Source organism: Amycolatopsis jejuensis, assembly GCF_000717335.1.
Taxonomy (GTDB): Bacteria; Actinomycetota; Actinomycetes; order Mycobacteriales; family Pseudonocardiaceae; genus Amycolatopsis; species Amycolatopsis jejuensis.
This window is the reverse complement of the sequence record NZ_JNYZ01000001.1, coordinates 14,880-32,428: the sequence shown is the minus strand read 5'-3', so window position 1 is coordinate 32,428 and position 17,549 is coordinate 14,880. Positions and strand designations below refer to the sequence as shown.

Here is a 17,549-nt window from a genome sequence, read left to right as displayed (position 1 = left end):
ATGAACGCGCTGCAGCCGTGGCACATCATCGTTCTGGTGATCGTGGTGGTTCTGCTGTTCGGAGCGAAGCGGCTCCCGGACGCCGCCCGGTCCATCGGCAAATCCATGAAGATCTTCAAGGCCGAGACCAAGGACCTCTCCGGCGAGAACAAGGCGAACGCCGACGCCGAACCGGCCGAAACCCGCCAGATCCCGCCCGCGGCCACCACCCCCACCCAAGCTGCCGCGGCGAGCACGCCGGGCACCGCGCAGGACCAGCAGGTCGCCGACCTCCAGCGCCAGCTCGACGAGCTCAAGAAGCAGCAGGCCGCCGACCAGGCGCAGAAGAACGCGAGCTGACCTCCGCGCGCACCACCCGGTCCCCGGTCCACGGGCGCGCGCCGGTCCGGCACGTCCCGCAGGGCTTTCACGAGAACGGAACGACCAGTGGCGGAAGCCGCCAACGGCAACGGAAGCCGGTCCGGCAAACGGCGACGGCGCAGCCGCCGGGCCAACCCCGACGGAACGATGACGCTCATCGAGCACATCTACGAGTTCCGCCGCAGGCTCGGCTGGGCGCTCTTCTTCGTCGTCGTGGGCGGCATCTTCGGGTTCATCTGGTTCGAGCAGCGCCTCGGCCCGATCCCGTCGCTCGGCAACATCATGACCGACCCGTACTGCGCGATCCCGGCCTCGCAACGCTTCGCCGGTGACCAGCCCGGCTGCCGCCTGCTGCAGACGGTCCCGTTCGAAGCGTTCATGATCCGCCTCAAAGTCGGTGTCGCCGCCGGTGCGGTCCTGCTGTCCCCGGCCTGGCTGTACCAGCTGTGGGCGTTCATCGCGCCCGGCCTCTACGCCAAGGAACGCCGGTACGCGCTCATCTTCGTCAGCTTCGCCTCGGCGCTCTTCGCCGCCGGTGCCGTGCTCGCGTACCTGCTGGTCCCGCACGCGCTGGCGCTGCTCGCCGGGTTCGGCCAGGAACAGTTCGTCACCGCGCTCACCGCGGACAAGTACATCTCGTTCATCCTCTCCCTGCTGGTGATCTTCGGGGTCAGCTTCGAACTGCCGCTGCTCGTGGTGATGCTCAACCGCGTCGGCGTGCTCAAGTACCAGCAGCTGAAGCGGTGGCGCCGCGGCATCGTGTTCGGGCTGTTCGTGTTCGCCGCGTTCGCCACCCCCGGGTCGGACCCGTTCTCCATGCTCGGCCTCGCCGCCGCGCTCACCCTGCTCTTCGAGATCTCGATCCAGATCGCCCGGTTCCACGACCGCAAGCTCGACCGCGTCCGCCAGGACGAGGGCTGGGACAAGCTCGCCGACGACGAAGCCGCGCCCTTCGACTACACGCCCAGCACCGCCGACGACGCACCCGCGGCCCCGCGCGCCACCGGCCGGTCCACCGACGACATCACCTGACCCGTGGGCCTCAACGCGGCGCTGGCCGTCCACCCGGCCTCGGGCCACGGCGCCGCCGCCCGCATCGCCGAAGCCGTCGCCGCGCGGCTGCGGCCCGCGGTCGACCGGCTCGACGTCCTCACCGCCACCAGCGTCGCGGAATCCCGCGCCTTGATGCAGTCCTCGCACGCCGAAGGCCTCGACGTGCTGATCGTGCTCGGCGGCGACGGCGCCGCCCACCAAGGCGTCCAGTTCTGCGCCGACCACGGAGTCGCGCTCGGGCTCGTCCCGTCCGGCACCGGCAACGACTTCGCCCGCGCCCTCGGCATCCCCGCCGACCCGCGCGCCGCCACCAACGCCCTCGCGAACGCGCTCCGGGACGGCGCCCGCCGCCGCGTCGACCTCGGCCGCCTCGACGACACCTGGTTCGCCACCGTGCTCTGCAGCGGGTTCGACGCCGCCGTGAACGCCCGCGCCAACGCGATGCGCTGGCCCGCCGGACCCCGCCGCTACGACCTGGCCATCCTCGCCGAGCTCGCCGCGTTCCGGCCCCGCCCGATCGTCCTGCACACCGACGACGGCACCCTCGAACTCGACGCCACCCTGGTCGCCGCAGGCAACACGCCGTACTACGGCGGCGGAGTGCCGATCTGCCCTGCCGCAACCCCTGATGACGGCCTCTTCGACGTCACTGTCATCGGCTCCGCGAGCCGCTTCGAGCTCCTTCGGCTGCTGCCCGGCCTGCGCACCGGCTCCCACGTCGACCACCCGGCAGTCCGGACCCTCCGCACCCGCACCCTGCGGATCGAAGCGCCCGGCTGGCCCGCCTACGCCGACGGCGAAGACCAGGGCCGCACCCCGGTCGAAGCGACCTGCGTCCCGGCCGCCCTCACCGTCGTGGCGTCGGGCACGCGGCGTGCGGACCGTCCGGGACGTGTGAAACCCTGACCGGGTGGCCACTAGCCCTTCACCATCACCGGCCGAGGCCTACGCGAGCTCGCGGCGCCGCGGAAAACACCCCCAGCTGACCCGGTTCGCCGGCGAGGTCTCCTTCGACTTCGACGACTTCCAGGTCCGCGGCTGCCAGGCCCTCGAGGACGGCCACGGCGTCCTCGTCTGCGCCCCCACCGGCGCCGGCAAGACCGTGGTCGGCGAGTTCGCCGTCCACCTCGCGCTCGCCGAGGGCCGCAAATGCTTCTACACCACACCGATCAAGGCCCTGTCCAACCAGAAGTACGCCGACCTCGCCGACCGCTACGGCACCGACACGGTCGGCCTGCTCACCGGGGACACCTCGATCAACGGCAACGCCCAGGTCGTCGTCATGACCACCGAGGTCCTGCGGAACATGCTCTACGCAGGCAGCTCCGCGATCCCCGAACTCGGGTACGTCGTGATGGACGAGGTGCACTACCTCGCCGACCGGTTCCGCGGCGCGGTCTGGGAGGAAGTGATCCTCCACCTGCCCGAGCACGTCCGCGTCGTCGGCCTCTCCGCCACGGTCAGCAACGCCGAGGAGTTCGGCGAATGGCTCGTCGAGGTCCGCGGCGACACCACGGTCGTCGTCGACGAGCACCGGCCCGTCCCGCTGTGGCAGCACATGCTCGTCGGCAACCACCTGCTCGACCTCTTCGCCGGCCAGAACGAGGCCGACCCGGGGGAGCAGCTCCGGATCAACCCCACCCTGCTGCGCCGCACCGAAGACCTCGGCCGCTTCGCCCCCGCCGGCTTCCGCGGCCCACGCGGCGGACGGCGCGGCGCACCCCCACGCGGGCCCCGGTTCCGGCCCCCATCACGCGTCGACGTCGTCGACCGGCTCGACACCGCCGGGCTGCTTCCCGCGATCGTGTTCATCTTCTCCCGCGCCGGCTGTGACGCCGCGGTCGCCCAATGCGTCCGCTCCGGCCTGCGGCTCAACGGCCCCGAACAGGTCGAGGAAATCCGCCGGATCGTCGACGAACGCACCGCCGACCTGCCCGAGGGCGACCTCGGCGTCCTCGGCTACTGGGAATGGCGCGAGGCGCTCGAACGCGGCATCGCCGGCCACCATGCCGGGCTGCTGCCCGCGTTCAAGGAAACCGTGGAGGAACTGTTCGTCCGCGGCCTGGTGAAGGTCGTGTTCGCCACCGAAACCCTCGCGCTCGGCATCAACATGCCCGCCCGCACCGTCGTCCTCGAACGCCTCGTGAAATACAACGGCGAGGCCCACGTCGACCTCACCCCGGGCGAATACACCCAGCTCACCGGCCGCGCCGGCCGCCGCGGCATCGACATCGAGGGCCACGCCGTCGTCGCCTGGCAGCCCGGGGTCGACCCGAAAGCCGTCGCCGGGCTCGCCTCCACCCGCACGTACCCGCTGCGGTCGTCGTTCCGCCCCGGCTACAACATGGCCGTGAACCTGGTCGCCCAGGTCGGCGCCGACGCCGCCCGTGACCTGCTGGAACAGTCGTTCGCGCAGTTCCAGGCCGACCGGTCGGTGGTCGGCACCGCCCGCCGGATCGAACGCAACAAGGAAGCCCTCGACGGCTACACCGAGGCGGTCACCGGCGATTTCGACCAGATGCTCGAGTACGTCGAACTGCGCGCGAAAATCTCCGCCCGCGAGAAAACCCTGTCCCGGCAGAACACCGCGGCCCGCCGCGCCGGAACCGCCGAATCGCTCGAGAAACTGCGCAAAGGCGACGTCATCGCCGTCCCGGCCGGACGGCGCGCCGGGCTCGCCGTGGTCGTCGACCCCGGACTCGACCCGATCCGCGAACCCCGCCCCGTGGTCGTCACCGAGGACCGCTGGTCCGGGCCCCTGTCGGCCGCCGACTTCCCGGCCCCGGTCGAAGCACTCGGCCGGATCAAGCTGCCCAAGCACATCGAGCTGCGCTCACCCAAAACCCGCCGCGACATCGCCTCGTCACTGCGCAACGCCGGGATCGCCCTGCCCGGCAGGCAACGCCGCCGCACCAGCGCCGGGGACGACGCCGAACTGGCCGCGCTCCGCCGCGCCCTGCGCGCCCACCCGTGCCACGGGCTCGCCGAACGCGAAGCCAACCTCCGCTGGGTCGAGCGCTACCAGCGGCTCGCGGCGGAAACCGAGCAGCTGGAACGGAAAGTCGCGGCCACCACGCACTCGCTGGCCCGCGCGTTCGACCGGATCCTGCGGCTGCTCGGCGAACGCGGCTATCTCGGCCCGGGGACCGGTGAAAACCGGGTCACCGAACACGGCCACCGGCTCGCCCGCCTCTACAGCGAGTCCGACCTGCTCGCCGCCGAATGCATCCGGCACGGCGTCTGGGAAGGCCTCGGCCCGGCCGAACTGGCCGCGGTCGTGTCCACGCTCGTCTTCGAAGCCCGCCGCGACACCGCGGGCGAACCCCGGCTGCCCGGCGGCGCGGTGCCGGTGGCGTGGCAGGAAACGAGCCGCCTGTGGGTCGAGCTCACCGAGGACGAACGCCGCCACCGGCTCGACCGCACCCGCGAACCGGACGCCGGTTTCGCCTGGCCGGTCTACCGCTGGGCCCGCGGCGAATCCCTCGAAAAAGTGCTCACCGCCGCGGAAACCAACGGCCAGGAACTGTCCGCGGGCGACTTCGTCCGCTGGTGCCGCCAGGTCATCGACCTGCTCGACCAGATCCGCGAGGTACTCGGCAAGACCGACCCGGTCGGGGCCGCCGCGAAACAGGCCGTGCGGGCCCTGCGCCGCGGCGTCGTGGCGGCCGGCGGTGCCTGACCGGCCGGGCACCCGGACGTAACGGACGGACAACCTGCGCGTGGTCGCGTGTGCTCCGCCCCGAGCTGTGGTTGGATCGCGCTCGACACCGTGCGCAGGTAACCCGTCCGGGGGCACACGGATGCACACGAGTGAAGGCGGAGGCGAACGATGAGCACGCCGTATGGCGGCAACGACCCAGGGCAGCAGCCGCAGTACGGGCAGCAGCCCTACGGCCAGGACCCGCAGCAGTACGGGCAGCAGCCGGGAGGCGCCTACCCGCCGAGCGGGCCCCAGCAGCAGCCGTACCCGCCGCAGCAGTATGGACAGCAACCCCAGTACGGCCAGCAGCCCGGCGGTTACCCGCAGCAACAGCAGCAGTGGGGACAGCAGCCACCGCCCCAGCAGCAGCAATACGGCCAGCCCTACGGCGGCCAGCAGCAGGGGTACCCGCAGCAGGGCGCGCAACCGCAGCAGTACGGCGGCCAGCAGCCCGGCCAGTACGACTACGCCCAGCCCGCACCCGAGCCGGGCGGTTCCTCCGGCGGGTCGAAGAAGGGCCTGTTCATCGGGATCGGGGCGCTCGTGGTCGTGGTGGCCGTGGTCGCGATCCTCGGGTTCGTGGCGCCCGGGTTCTTCAAGACCCAGGTCTTCAACAACACCCAGATGCAGACCGACGTCGCGAAGCTGCTCACCGACACATACAAGATCCAGGGCGTCAGCGGCGTCACCTGCCCGGCCGAGCAGAAGGTGTCCGACGGCGCGAAGTTCGAGTGCACCGCCACCATCAACGGCAAACCGCAGCAGGTCCCGATCACGGTGAAGGGCACCGACGGCAACTACGAGGTGTCACCGCCCGCCGCGAAGTGACGCAAACCGGTGGCACCGAGGCGGGCGCGCCGACGATGATCGGAGCATGACCGACCACACCGTCCGGCTCCTGCGCACCGACGAGCACCGCGCGGCCTGGAACCTGTTCCGGGCCGCGCTGCACGTCCCGCCCGGGACCGACGAGGAATGGGACCGCAGCGGCCCCGGGCACCAGGACAGCCGCTGCTTCGGCGCATTCGGGCCGGACCTGATCGGCACGGCCCAATCTTTCGACGCCGAGATGGTCGTGCCCGGCGGCGCCCGGCTGTCCACCGGCGCGGTCACCGGCGTCGGCGTGCGGGCCGGACGCACCCGGCGAGGAGTGCTGAGCGCACTCCAGTACGCGCAACTGGCCGACTTCACCGAACGCGGCGTGACCCTCGCGCTGCTGCACGCGACCGAAGGCGCCATCTACGGCCGCTACGGCTACGGGGTCGCGACGCTCGCACACCAGGTCGTGGTGAACCGGGCCCGCGCTCAGCTGCGTCCCGAGGTCCCGGCCGGTGGCGAGGTCACGGTGTCCGGGATCGAGGAAGCCGCCCCGCGCTGGCCCGGACTGCATGCCGCGACCGGCGTGGGCCGCCTGGCCGCGATGATCCGGCCCGCGCTGTACTGGCCGGGGTTCGAATCCTTCCTGCACCGGCAGTCGAAGCTGGTCCAGACCGCCGTGCACCGCGGCCCGGACGGCGAAGACGGCTACCTCCTGTACCACGTCGACCGAGACGCCGGGAAACTGCAGGTCATGGCGTTCCACTACGCCAACCCGGCCGCGTTCGCCGGCCTGTGGCGGTTCCTGCTGTCGGTCGACCTCGTCGACGAGATCGTGCTCCCGATGCGCCCGCTCGACGAACCGACGCCGCTGCTGTTCACCGACCCGCGGATGGCGAAAACCGAAAACAGCGGCGACGAAAGCTGGCTGCGGCTGGTCGACGTGCCCGCGGCGTTGGCCGGCCGCACGTACGCGGCGGCCGAACCGGTGGTCCTCGAAGTCCACGACCGTGCGTTGCCCGGCAACGACGGCCGCTACCGCGTCGGCCCGCACGGCGCCGAACGCACCGAAGAAGCGCCGGCGCTACGGCTGTCCGTCGACACCCTCGCAATGCTCTACTTCGGAACGTGGCGTGCGTCGGCCCTGGCCTCGACCGGCCGGATCGAGGTGCTCGACCCCGCGGCGTCGGCCCCCGCCGACGTCCTGTTCAGCACGCGCGAATCAGCCTGGTGCGGTACTTTCTTCTGACCGTGACCAGAGGTTTCGCGCAGAGGGGCGGAAAGATGCGCGCCGTGCGGGTGCTGCTGCTGTGCGGCATGGGTTTGCTGGGAGCCGCCGGCTGCGACAGCGGGACCCCGCCGCCGGTGGTCCAGACCGTCACCGTCACCCCCAGTAGCAGCCCGGCCTCCACTTCGGCACCGGTCACCAGAGCCTCGGAACCCGCGCGGGTGTTCGACGCCCGCGCGATGGCCTCCGCGGTCACCCGGATCCTCACCACCACGTACAAGCTCCAGCACGTCGGGACCGTGTCGTGCCCGGACCGCCAGCCGGTCGCCGACGGATCGCAGTTCCAGTGCACTGTGGACATCGGGGGCACGAAGAAACGCGTGCCGATCACGGTCACCGGCACCGGCGGCGAGTACCGGGTGGACGCACCGCAGTAAAAGCAATGGCACCGGACCGGCCTCGTTGGTTGGATCGGGGCATGAGCGACTACGTGGTACGCCCGATCACCGACCCCGAGCGGCGGTCCACTTTCGACCTGCTCCTGCGCTCACTGCACGGCGACCCGATCCCGGACGAGCGCTGGGGCCCGATGGCCGATTCCTGGGCGGCCGACGGCAAAACCGGCGCCTTCCACGGCGACGACCCGATCGGTATCGCCAGCTCGTTCCCCACCACGCTCACCGTGCCCGGCGGCGGGAGGGTGCCGATGGCCGCGGTCGACGGCGTCGGTGTGCGAGCCGACTGGACCCGCCGCGGCGTCCTCACCGCGATGATGGACACGCAGCTGCACGACTTCGTCAACCGCGGCTACGTCGCCGCCGGCCTGCACGCCAGCGAGGCAGTGATCTACGGGCGGTTCGGCTACGGCGCCGCGACGTCGTCGGCCACCTTCCGGGTCAGCCATCCCGCGCGGCTGCGCGAGGGCGTCACCGCACCCGGTCACGTCCGGCTGCTCACCACCGACGAGGCCATCGCGACGATTCCCGCGCTGTACCAACGCATCGGCACGAGTCGCGCGGGACGGCTCGCCCGCCCGGACCGCTGGTGGCCCATCGCGTTCCACTGGCACCTCGGCAAAGACGGCGGCAACCACCGCGTCGCCGTCCACACCGGACCCGACGGCGACGACGGGTACGTCGAATTCCGCACCACCCGGCAGATGCACCGCGACGACCCGGAACGCGGCGCGCTCCTCGACGTCCGCGACCTCCAGGCAGCCGGCCCGGAAGCAGTCGCCGGGCTGTGGCGGTTCCTGCTGTCGGTGGACCTGGTCGAGGCAGTGCACGTCCGCGGCCGACCGGTGGACGAACCGGTGAGCCTGCTGCTGGCCGACCCCCGCCGCGCCCGCACCACCGACATCGAGGACGAGCTGTGGCTGCGGCTGGTCGACGTGCCCGGTGCGCTCGCGGCCCGCACGTACGGCCCGGCGGAGCCGGTGGTGATGGAGGTGCACGACCGCATGCTGCCGGACAACCGCGGCCGCTACCGGGTCGGGCCGGACGGGGTCACCCGCACCGATGAGGCTGCCGACCTGGAACTGGACGTGGACACCCTGGCGATGCTCTACCTCGGCGAGTGGCAGGCCGGTCCGCTGGCACTGGCCGGGCGGATCACCGGCGCCGACGACCGGACGCTGGCGCAGGTGGACACGTTGTTCGGCACAGCGGAACGGCCTTGGTCGGGCACGCACTTCTGAGCGCGGGGGTGCGCTGGGCGCGGCTCGGTGATCCTTCTCGAGGTGCGTGGTCGCGGCGGACCGGTGGCTCCTGTGCTGCGCGAGCGCAGGCCCGCCGGTGTTCTCTCAGGCTCCCGGAAGGGCCGCCAGCAACCGTTCCACCGAGCGGCCCAGGTTCCAGCGCTCGGCCAGTTCCGCGACCCGCTCCGGGTCGGCGGGCGCAGCAGGCACGGTGTCGGGCCCGGACTGCTCGACCGGCGCGTCCACTGCCACCCGGACCACCGTCGGGGCCACCGCGAGGTAGTCCGCGGCCTCGGACAGCCGCAGCCGGGTCTTGAGCGGCACCCGCGAATCGCCCGCCGACGACGCGGCCACCAGCTCCTCCAGCGACCCGAACTGGGTGATCAGCTTCGCCGCGGTCTTTTCGCCGATTCCGGCCACGCCCGGCAGCCCGTCGGACGGGTCGCCGCGCAGGGCGGCCATGTCGGCGTACGCGGGTCCGGCGTGGTCGGCCGGCACGCCGTACTTTTCGGCGATTTCGCGCTGTCCCAGCACTTCCGCCTTCGCCCAGCCCTTGCCGACGTACACCACCGACGTCGGCGTCGGCTCCGTGCGGACCAGCTGGAACAGGTCACGGTCGCCGGTGATCACCTCGACCGGCGCGTCCTGCTCGCGGGTCGCGAGCGCGCCGATGACGTCGTCGGCCTCGTAACCGGCCGCCTCGGCGGTGGCGAACCCGAAGGCCGCCAGCACTTCGAGGATCACCGGGACCTGCGGGGTCAGCGTGTCCGGCACCTCCTCGACGTCGGCCTCGCCGTGCCCGGGCACCGCGACCCGGTGCGCTTTGTAGCTCGGCAGCAGGTCGGTGCGGAACTTCGGCCGCCAGTCCGCGTCGAGGCACGCGACGAGCCGCGACGGGCGGCGGTCGGTGAGGATGCGGGCGAGCGTGTCGGTGAACCCGCGCACGGCGTTGACCGGCGTCCCGTCGGGCGCGGTCATCGAGTCGGGCAGCGCGTAGAACGAGCGGAAGTAGAGGCTCGCGGAATCGAGGAGAGCGAGTGGTCCGGTCACCCGCACAGCCTGCCACGCCCGGCCCGCACCACCCCAATGTGGCATTGGGTGCATCTGACGCAGCGAATGTGGCGTTGGGTGCGTGGGATGCAGCGAATGTGGCATTGGGGGAGTACGGGCGGGCTCTGCCGGGGTGCCGGTACTAGGCTCGGCCCCATGTCGCGCCGATCCCTCCACACGCCTGCCCCCGATGCTGCCGCACTGCGCGCCCGTCTCCACCGTGCCGCGAAAGCCGCCGCGGCCGCGGACACCGACGCGCTGCTCGTCGCCCCGGGGTCCGACCTGCGGTACCTGCTCGGCCAAGCAGGCGGGTCGTTCGAGCGGCTGACCACGCTGGTCGTGCCCGCCGAGGGGACGCCCGCGCTCGTGGTCCCGAAGCTGGAAGCACCCGGGTACGCCGACGTCCCCACCGACGAGCTCGGCATCGAGGTGCTGACCTGGGTCGACGGCGACGACGCGTACCGGCTGGTGGCCGACCGGCTCGGCAAGCCCGGCCGCGTCGCGGTCAGCGACTTCACCCCGGCGCTGCACGTCCTGGCCCTGCGCACGGCCCTCGGCGACGCCGAGCAGACCCTCGCCGGGCCGATCGTGCGCGAGCTGCGGACGCGCAAGGATGCCGCGGAAATCGACGCCCTCCGCGCCGCTGGTGCGGCCATCGACCGCGTGCACGCGCGGGTCGGGGAGTGGCTGCGCGCGGGCCGTACCGAGGCGGAGGTCGGGGCCGACATCGCCGCCGCGATCGTCGAGGAAGGCCACGACCACGCGGACTTCGTGATCGTCGGGTCCGGCCCGAACGGCGCCAGCCCGCACCACGACGTGTCCGGCCGCGTGATCGAACGCGGCGACGTGGTGGTGGTCGACATCGGCGGCCCGCTGCCCGACGGGTACAACTCCGACTCCACCCGCACCTACACGATCGGCGAACCCCGCGACGCCGACGTCGCGGACACCTATGCAGTGCTGCAGCGTGCCCAGCAGGCGGCGGTCGACGCGGTACGCCCGGGCGTCACGGCCGAGCAGGTCGACGCCGCCGCACGCGACGTGATCGAAGCCGCCGGGTTCGGCGAGTACTTCATCCACCGCACCGGCCACGGCATCGGCCTCGACGTGCACGAGGAGCCCTACATCATCGCGGGTAACACGCTGCCGCTGGAGGCGGGAATGGCGTTCAGCGTCGAGCCGGGCATCTACCAGCCGGGCCGCTGGGGTGCGCGGATCGAGGACATCGTGGTCGTCACCGGGAACGGCGTGGAGGCGGTGAACACGCGGCCGCACGAGCTCGTCGTGCTGGACGCATGAGCGCCGCTTGCCAGCGAATCATGGTCATTCATGCCGTCGCCTCCCGATCGACCAGCGTGCAACTCCTCAAGGAGGCGACGGCATGAGCGGGCCCTTGGAGCCGCTCGACCAGTCGATCGTGCAGGAGCTCGCGGCCGACGGGCGGCGTAGCTTCACCGATCTCGCCGAACGGGTCGGGCTGTCGGTGTCGGCCGTGCACCAGCGGGTGCGGCGGCTCGAACAGCGCGGCGTGATCCTCGGCTACACCGCCCGGCTCGACGGCGAGCAGATCGGCCTGCCCCTCACCGCGCTGATCTCGCTCACCCCGAACGACCCCGCCGCGCCGGACGACTACCCGCAGCGCATCCAGCACATCACCGAAATCGAGTCCTGCTACTCGGTGGCGGGCGACGAGTCCTACATCCTGCTGGTGCGGGTCGCGTCGCCCCTCGGCCTGGAGGACCTGCTCCGGCGCATCCGCGAGGCGGCGAAGGTGTCCACGCGCACGACGGTCGTCCTGTCCACCCCGTTCGAAGGACGCTCGCCGACGCTGTGATGGTGGTACGGTAAAAGGTATGGCAACGCGTAAGGTGACTCTCTCACTCGACAGCGGTGCGCTCGAGTTCGCCGAGCGGGCCGCGAAGGCACACGGCATCTCGGTCTCGTCCTGGCTGTCGAAAGCGGCCCGGCGCGAGGCAGTCCGCACCGGCTACACCCCGCAGCGGCCCTCCGCGGAGCCGGAGCCGGCGGCGGAGGCCGACGAGACGGAACGGGCAACGGCGGAAAAGGACATGCGTGCACAGGGGTGAAGTCTGGACGTACCACCCGCCGACCGATCCGGCCCGGCAACGCACGGTAGTCCTGCTGTCCTCGGACGGCGTGAACGAATCCGAACGCCCCTGGCTGCTCGGCACGGAACTACTCGACCGCGACCCGCAGGACATCCTGGGGGTCGCGGTCGATGCGCGCTATTGGGTGTCCACGCTCAACCTGACCAGGCTGTACCGGCCCTGGCTGACCGAGCGCATCGCCGAGATCGACCAGGATGTGCAGGAGCAGATCGACGTCGCCCTCCGCGCCGCCCTGGATCTCTGACCGCCTTCACCGCCCGCTTGAAGTCCGTGAAGGGAACCATCACGGAATCAGATTCCCTCATGGTTCCCTTCACGGACTTCAGCCAACGGGCTCCGGAACGGCGTGGAGCTTGCCGTCCGGGCCGGAAATGCAGGCGCCGTTTCCGCCACGCGCAGCGAGGAACTCCGACAGGCAATCCGCGATCGCGGCATGCCCGGCAGCATTGGGGTGAAAGGACTCCTGCAATGCGTGCCGCGCACGATCCTCCTGCGTGAGGTCGTTCAAATGCAGCGTCAGCCGGGTGAACCACTCCGACGCCGCCAACGCCCCGCCGGAACAAGCCTCATGACGCTCCCCGGCCCGCGCCAGGTCCAGGAACCGCGCACCGGACTGCTGCGCCGCCTGCTTGACCCCCGCCGCCAGCGTGCTGATCCCCGCGGTGGAGATCCACTGCAGGTCGTCCGTGCGGAACGGGCAGCCGTTGAGACTCTGCAGGTCCGGCGGAATGTCCGGGCCGACCGGGGTGGCGTAGGACTGCAGCACGAGCTGGTAATCCGCCGGGACATACCCCGCCTGCGCCAGCACCTTCTTCACATCGCCGACCGCATTCGCCACCTTCGGCACCATCGCGTCCACTTTGGACTGCCAGGTGCGCTTCAGCTCGACATTGCACGACGGCCCGTCAGCCGAAAACCAAGCCCGGAAACACGAATTCACCTGCGCGGAGAACTTCGGATCGTCATTCGCCCCGACCGCAATCACGACGACCGCCACCCGGTGATCCTTCACGACGTCGGCCAGCTGCGCCGCTTGTGACCGCTCCCCCCACTGCTTCGCATCCCCGAGCGCAACCTGCGCAGCCGGCGCGCCCGAACAGGCAAGATTGACCCGCGCCGTCACCTCGGCGACGCGCACCTTCTGCACGAACGCATTGGTGGAGCGGTGGCACCAGTCACCATTCCGGCCGTCGGTGTCCGGCGTATAGGCACCGGCGCCCTCGCCGGACACCGTGCTGTCGCCCATCGCCACCACGGTGAGCGGCCCGGTCCCCGGCGGCCCACGCCGAGGCAACGGCCGCCCGGGCTGGCTCTCGGTGCCGAAGAAGACGAAAAAGCTCGCGAGCGCCGCCACACAGGCCAGGACCAGCGCCCCCCACCACCACCGGAATCGTCGCATCGCCACCCGATTCTAGCGAGAACCGGAGTCCGGAGGCGGGGACGGCCGACCGCCGGGGAGGGGAGGCGGTGACGACCAAGCGAGAACCGGAGCGGGGAGGCGATGCCGAACCGACTGCCGGGGATGGGCACCAGGTTCGGCGAAGGGCGTCGCTCGCCGGACCGGGCCGCACGGCTTGCTGGGGTTGGACCGGTGAGGCGTGACCTTCGCCCTGCCGCGTCGCGGGCTGCGTGACCCATCGCCGCCGTGGTGGTCGGGGTGGATCACTGCGGAGCAGGACGGCTGCCCCCGGTCATCCTGTGCGTCGCGGGGCGGTGAGACCTATCGGACTCGTCCCGAGCGGGAGCCGACGGCGCTGAGACCGATGCCAGGTGAGGTCCGGGTGGACTGCAGCATCACGGGATCCACCGGAACTCCAGCCGGGAATCGAACGTCCACAGTGGACTCCCGGATCGGATCACTCACCCGCCCACACCGCCGGGGTCCGGTGGCGCCACGGGGACGCTTCCTCCAGCTGTCCGGCGAGGCGGAACAGGACGTCCTCCCGGCCGGAGGCGGCCGTGAACTGCAGGCCGATCGGCAGGCCGGTCGGCGTGTCGTGGGCCAGCGGGACCGACATCGACGGGACACCGGCCACATTGGCGGCTGCGGTGAAGGGGGAGCGGTCGAAGAGGCGGTCCAGCCAGCCCAGGCCGTCCAGGTCCTCGGCACCGTCCGCGTGGGTACCCAGCGGGACGGGCAGTTCGGGCAGCGTGGGGGAGAGCAGGACGTCATGGGTACCGAAGTGGCCCGCCATGGTGCGCGCGACCTGGTTGCGCATCGCCAAAGCGCGGACGAATTCGTCGCCGGTCACGGTGTGGCCGTAGTGGTAGCCGGTCAGCACGACCGGCTCCAGCGTGGTCAGGTCGACCGGCCGGTGGTGGGCTGCGGCGAGGTCGTCGATCCACGTCGCGAGGTTGGCCGTCCACAGGCGGGCGTTGCCCAGGACGAATTCCTCCCACGGGACACCGAGGTCCAGCAGCGGTGCGGAGACGTCGTGGCCCAGGGATTCCAGCAGGCGCACGGTGCCGGACAGGGCGGCCGACACCGGGGCGGTCAAGGCGCGGCCACCCCACGGCGCAGAGAGCACGGCGATGCGCAGGCGGCCCGGGGCACGCGTGACTTCGGACGCGTAGGAACGTTCGGGCGGTGCGGCGAAGTACGGGTCGCCCGGTTCCGCGCCCTGGATCTGGTCGAGCAGCACCGCACTGTCGCGTACGGTCCGGCTGAGGCAGCCCTGCACGGCCAGGCCGTTGAAGATCTCGTCGACGTCCGGGCCCATCGACACTCGGCCGCGGGTCGGCTTCAGGCCGAACAAACCGTTGCAGGAAGCGGGAATCCGGATGGAACCCGCGGCATCGGTGGCGTGCGCGACGGGGACGATCCCGGCGGCGACAGCTGCTCCGGACCCACCGCTGGACCCACCAGCACTGCGATCCGGGGACCACGGGTTGCGGGTCGCGCCGTAGTGCACCGGTTCGGTGGTGGTGCTGTAGGCCATCTCGGGGGTCGTGGTGCGGCCGATCGTCACCAGGCCCGCGCGCCGGAAGCGGCGCATCAGGAACGAATCGGCCGCGGCGACCGCTCCCGCCGCCAGCCGGCTGCCCAGCTCCGATCGCTTGCCCGCCATGGTGATCCCCAGGTCCTTGATCAGGAACGGCACCCCGGCCAGCGGGCCCGGCTCCGGAACGTCCTCCGCCGGCCATGTCTCGACCACCGCGTTGATCCGCGGGTTCACCGCCTCGACCGCCCGCCCGGCCGCGCCGGCGACCTCGGCGGGCGTCACCTCGCGCCGGGCCACCAGTTCGGCCAGGCCCACCGCGTCACAGCTCACGTACTCGGAGATCTTCATCGCACACCTTTACTGGCAAGTCTCGAATGAGACCGAGCGGTATCGTCAGGTACGATTGTGTACCGTAGCCGGGGCAGCAGCCTGGCGCCAGCCCCCTCCGCCGACCCGAGGACGACCCGATGACCAGCACCTCCGCCCGCCGCCCGACCCGGGTCGCGAAGCTGCCGCCCCGCGAGCGCATCCTCGACGCGGCCGAGGAGCTCTTCCTCGCCGAGGGCATCGGGCACGTCGGCGTGCAGGCGATCGCGGAGCGCGCCGGAACCACGAAAATGGCCATCTACCGGCACTTCGAGACCAAGGACGCGCTCATCACCGAGTGGCTGCGCATCGTCGCGCACGACTACTCCAGTGCGTTCGACCGCGCCGAACAGGCCCATCCCGGCGACCTGGCGGACCAGATCCGGGCGGTCGCGCGGTTCATCGCCGACGGCCTCCCCGCGATCTCGCACCGCGGCTGCCCGTTCACGAACTCGATCGCCGAACTCCCCGCCCCGGACCACCCGGCACGGCGCCTGATCCACGAGCACAAAACCCGCCAGCTCGCCCGGCTCACCGCGATGTGCGCCGGTCTGCCGGACCCGGAACAGCGCGCCGCGGAGCTGACGTTCCTGATGGAAGGGGCACAGGTCAGCGTGCAGAACGGCAGCGTGGAAGATGCGGGGCCGCGGTTGCTGAGGATGGTCGAGACGATCCTCCGCCGCTAAAGAGCCGCGCGCTTCCGGGTCAGCAAACGACGTTCGGCGTCGTTGACCACAAGCCGCAGAGCCTCGTCGTACGCGGCGGCAGCGGCGGTGGTCCGGCCGAGGCGGGCGAGCAGGTCGGCCCGGATGGCGTGGAACAGGTGCCTGGTCCGGAGGTCGAGGGCGTCGACGAGAGCCAGCGCGGCGGCGGGACCCTCGACCTCGGCGACCGCGACTGCCCGGTTGAGGGCGACGACCGGCGTCGGCGTGAAGGTGAGCAATTGGTCGTACAAAGCCAAAATCTGCACCCAATCGGTGCCATCGCTGTGGACGGCGTTGATCGCGGCCTGGATCTGGTACGGCCCCGGCCGATCCAGCCGCAGGCACTGCCGGACGAGGTGCTGGCCTTCCGCGATCAGTGCCCGATCCCACCGGCTGCGGTCCTGGTCGGGCAGCAGGACCGGGACCCCGTCGGCGCCGAGCCGGGCCGCGCGCCGGGACTCGGTGAGCAGCAGCAAAGCCAGCAGCCCCAGTACTTCCGGCTCGCCGGGCAGCAGCGTCACCAGCACGCGGGCGAGCCGGATTGCCTCGGCGGCGAGGTCCGGCCGTCCGAGTTCTCCGCCGCCGCTTGCGGTGTGGCCTTCGGTGAAAATCAGGTACAGCACCGCGAGAACGGCGTCGAGCCGCGCCGGGAGATCGGACTCGTCCGGCACCCGGTAAGGGATCCGGGCATCGCGGATCTTGGCCTTCGCGCGCACGAGCCGCTGCGCCATCGTCGGCTCCGGGACGAGGAACGCGTGCGCGATCTCGCCCGTGGTCAGCCCGCCCAGCAGCCGCAACGTGAGCGCGACCCGGGCGGCCGTACCCAGCGCCGGGTGGCAGCAGGTGAAGATCAGCCGCAGCCGCTCGTCGGGTACCGCGCCTTCGTCGAACGGTTCATCCGCGTACAGCAAAGCGGCCTGCGCATACCGGTCGGCGCGGCTGGATTCCCGGCGCAGACGGTCGATTCCGCGGTTGCGCGCGGTGGTCACGAGCCAGCCCGCCGGGCTCGGCGGAAGACCCTCCGACGGCCACTTCGCCGTGGCGATCGCGCACGCCTCCTGCACGGCGTCCTCGGCGAGGTCGAGATCCCCGAACACCTTGGCCAGCACGGACACCGCGCGGCCGTGCTCGGCGCGGAACACCCGCTCGAGCACGGCCGCATCGACCGTCACCGGAACTGCCGGACTTCCACCGGCAGGGTGGTGATCTCGGAAATCCGGCGCGCCCATTCCGTCGCCGCGTCCAGGTCCGGCGCGGTCACGATGGTGAACCCGCCGAGATGTTCCTTGCCCTCGGCGAACGGCCCGTCGGTGTGCAGCACACCCGGCCGGACGACCCGCGCCTGGTCCGGTGGCGCCAGCCCGCCGGAGAACACCCAGGCCCCGGCCGCCTTCATCTCGCCGGCGACCGCGTCCAGCCGCTCGACGATGTCCGCCAGCACGTCCACCGCCGGGGCGCCGCCGTCGGGCTGCTGGATCCCGAGCAGGTACTGCGGCATGGACCAC

At 71.5% G+C, this 17,549-nt stretch carries 18 protein-coding genes; 13 read left to right on the top strand and 5 right to left on the bottom strand.

Annotated features, from left to right (window positions below):
* The 8 genes from tatA to OO71_RS00125 all read left to right on the top strand — a co-directional run bounded on the left by tatA (nucleotide 1) and on the right by OO71_RS00125 (nucleotide 8,853).
* On the top strand, nucleotides 1-339 hold the full coding sequence (gene tatA / locus OO71_RS00160; protein ID WP_033287507.1) for a Sec-independent protein translocase subunit TatA: 339 nt from the start codon (nucleotides 1-3) through the stop codon (nucleotides 337-339).
* Between the two features lie 87 nt (nucleotides 340-426).
* Nucleotides 427-1,392, top strand: coding sequence for a twin-arginine translocase subunit TatC (gene tatC, locus OO71_RS00155; protein ID WP_033287506.1), 966 nt, complete (start codon nucleotides 427-429; stop codon nucleotides 1,390-1,392).
* Nucleotides 1,393-1,395: 3 nt separating this feature from the next.
* The gene (locus tag OO71_RS00150; protein ID WP_051790846.1) at nucleotides 1,396-2,319 is read left to right on the top strand and encodes a diacylglycerol/lipid kinase family protein; all 924 of its coding nucleotides are present in this window, start codon (nucleotides 1,396-1,398) and stop codon (nucleotides 2,317-2,319) included.
* A 4-nt stretch (nucleotides 2,320-2,323) separates the two neighbouring features.
* Nucleotides 2,324-5,092 carry a DEAD/DEAH box helicase gene (locus OO71_RS00145; RefSeq protein WP_033287505.1) on the top strand — a complete coding sequence of 923 codons (2,769 nt, stop codon included), beginning with the start codon at nucleotides 2,324-2,326 and terminating at the stop codon, nucleotides 5,090-5,092.
* A gap of 150 nt (nucleotides 5,093-5,242) precedes the next feature.
* A complete protein-coding gene (locus tag OO71_RS00140) occupies nucleotides 5,243-5,941 on the top strand; it encodes a DUF4333 domain-containing protein (RefSeq protein ID WP_033287504.1) in 699 nt (232 codons plus the stop codon).
* A 46-nt stretch (nucleotides 5,942-5,987) separates the two neighbouring features.
* Entirely contained in the window at nucleotides 5,988-7,178 is a 1,191-nt protein-coding gene (locus tag OO71_RS00135; protein WP_033287503.1) for a GNAT family N-acetyltransferase, read from the top strand.
* A 35-nt stretch (nucleotides 7,179-7,213) separates the two neighbouring features.
* Nucleotides 7,214-7,594 (top strand): DUF4333 domain-containing protein, encoded by a 381-nt coding sequence (locus OO71_RS48150; RefSeq protein ID WP_063739982.1) that lies wholly within the window; start codon nucleotides 7,214-7,216, stop codon nucleotides 7,592-7,594.
* Between the two features lie 41 nt (nucleotides 7,595-7,635).
* The gene (locus OO71_RS00125; protein WP_033287502.1) at nucleotides 7,636-8,853 is read left to right on the top strand and encodes a GNAT family N-acetyltransferase; all 1,218 of its coding nucleotides are present in this window, start codon (nucleotides 7,636-7,638) and stop codon (nucleotides 8,851-8,853) included.
* A 105-nt stretch (nucleotides 8,854-8,958) separates the two neighbouring features.
* Here the strand turns inward: OO71_RS00125 and OO71_RS00120 are convergent, their stop codons facing one another.
* A complete protein-coding gene (locus OO71_RS00120; RefSeq protein ID WP_033287718.1) occupies nucleotides 8,959-9,903 on the bottom strand; it encodes a 5'-3' exonuclease in 945 nt (314 codons plus the stop codon).
* A gap of 156 nt (nucleotides 9,904-10,059) precedes the next feature.
* On the opposite strand from OO71_RS00120, the gene OO71_RS00115 reads away from it, so the two are divergent.
* The 4 genes from OO71_RS00115 (at nucleotide 10,060) to OO71_RS00100 (ending at nucleotide 12,276) form a co-directional block, all read left to right on the top strand.
* Nucleotides 10,060-11,202, top strand: coding sequence for a M24 family metallopeptidase (locus OO71_RS00115; RefSeq protein ID WP_033287501.1), 1,143 nt, complete (start codon nucleotides 10,060-10,062; stop codon nucleotides 11,200-11,202).
* An 82-nt stretch (nucleotides 11,203-11,284) separates the two neighbouring features.
* The gene (locus tag OO71_RS00110; RefSeq protein ID WP_033287500.1) at nucleotides 11,285-11,737 is read left to right on the top strand and encodes an Lrp/AsnC family transcriptional regulator; all 453 of its coding nucleotides are present in this window, start codon (nucleotides 11,285-11,287) and stop codon (nucleotides 11,735-11,737) included.
* A gap of 19 nt (nucleotides 11,738-11,756) precedes the next feature.
* Nucleotides 11,757-11,990, top strand: a complete 234-nt coding sequence (locus OO71_RS00105; RefSeq protein WP_033287499.1) for a hypothetical protein — start codon at nucleotides 11,757-11,759, stop codon at nucleotides 11,988-11,990.
* On the top strand, nucleotides 11,977-12,276 hold the full coding sequence (locus OO71_RS00100; protein WP_033287498.1) for a hypothetical protein: 300 nt from the start codon (nucleotides 11,977-11,979) through the stop codon (nucleotides 12,274-12,276). The genes OO71_RS00105 and OO71_RS00100 overlap by 14 nt, the downstream gene beginning before the upstream one ends.
* Nucleotides 12,277-12,354: 78 nt before the next feature.
* Here the strand turns inward: OO71_RS00100 and OO71_RS00095 are convergent, their stop codons facing one another.
* Nucleotides 12,355-13,431: a GDSL-type esterase/lipase family protein gene (locus OO71_RS00095; protein WP_156096097.1), complete on the bottom strand. Its 1,077-nt coding sequence runs from the start codon at nucleotides 13,429-13,431 to the stop codon at nucleotides 12,355-12,357.
* Between the two features lie 457 nt (nucleotides 13,432-13,888).
* Nucleotides 13,889-15,322, bottom strand: coding sequence for an amidase (locus OO71_RS00090; RefSeq protein WP_033287497.1), 1,434 nt, complete (start codon nucleotides 15,320-15,322; stop codon nucleotides 13,889-13,891).
* 119 nt (nucleotides 15,323-15,441) lie between these two features.
* Between OO71_RS00090 and OO71_RS00085 the strand changes: the two genes are divergently transcribed.
* Nucleotides 15,442-16,026 (top strand): TetR/AcrR family transcriptional regulator, encoded by a 585-nt coding sequence (locus OO71_RS00085; protein WP_033287496.1) that lies wholly within the window; start codon nucleotides 15,442-15,444, stop codon nucleotides 16,024-16,026.
* Here OO71_RS00085 and OO71_RS00080 read toward each other — a convergent pair.
* Nucleotides 16,023-17,216: an RNA polymerase sigma factor gene (locus OO71_RS00080; RefSeq protein WP_033287495.1), complete on the bottom strand. Its 1,194-nt coding sequence runs from the start codon at nucleotides 17,214-17,216 to the stop codon at nucleotides 16,023-16,025. The genes OO71_RS00085 and OO71_RS00080 overlap by 4 nt on opposite strands.
* Nucleotides 17,213-17,542: a YciI family protein gene (locus OO71_RS00075; RefSeq protein WP_033287494.1), complete on the bottom strand. Its 330-nt coding sequence runs from the start codon at nucleotides 17,540-17,542 to the stop codon at nucleotides 17,213-17,215. Before OO71_RS00075 ends, OO71_RS00080 begins: the two co-directional genes overlap by 4 nt.
* Nucleotides 17,543-17,549: the final 7 nt, after the last annotated feature.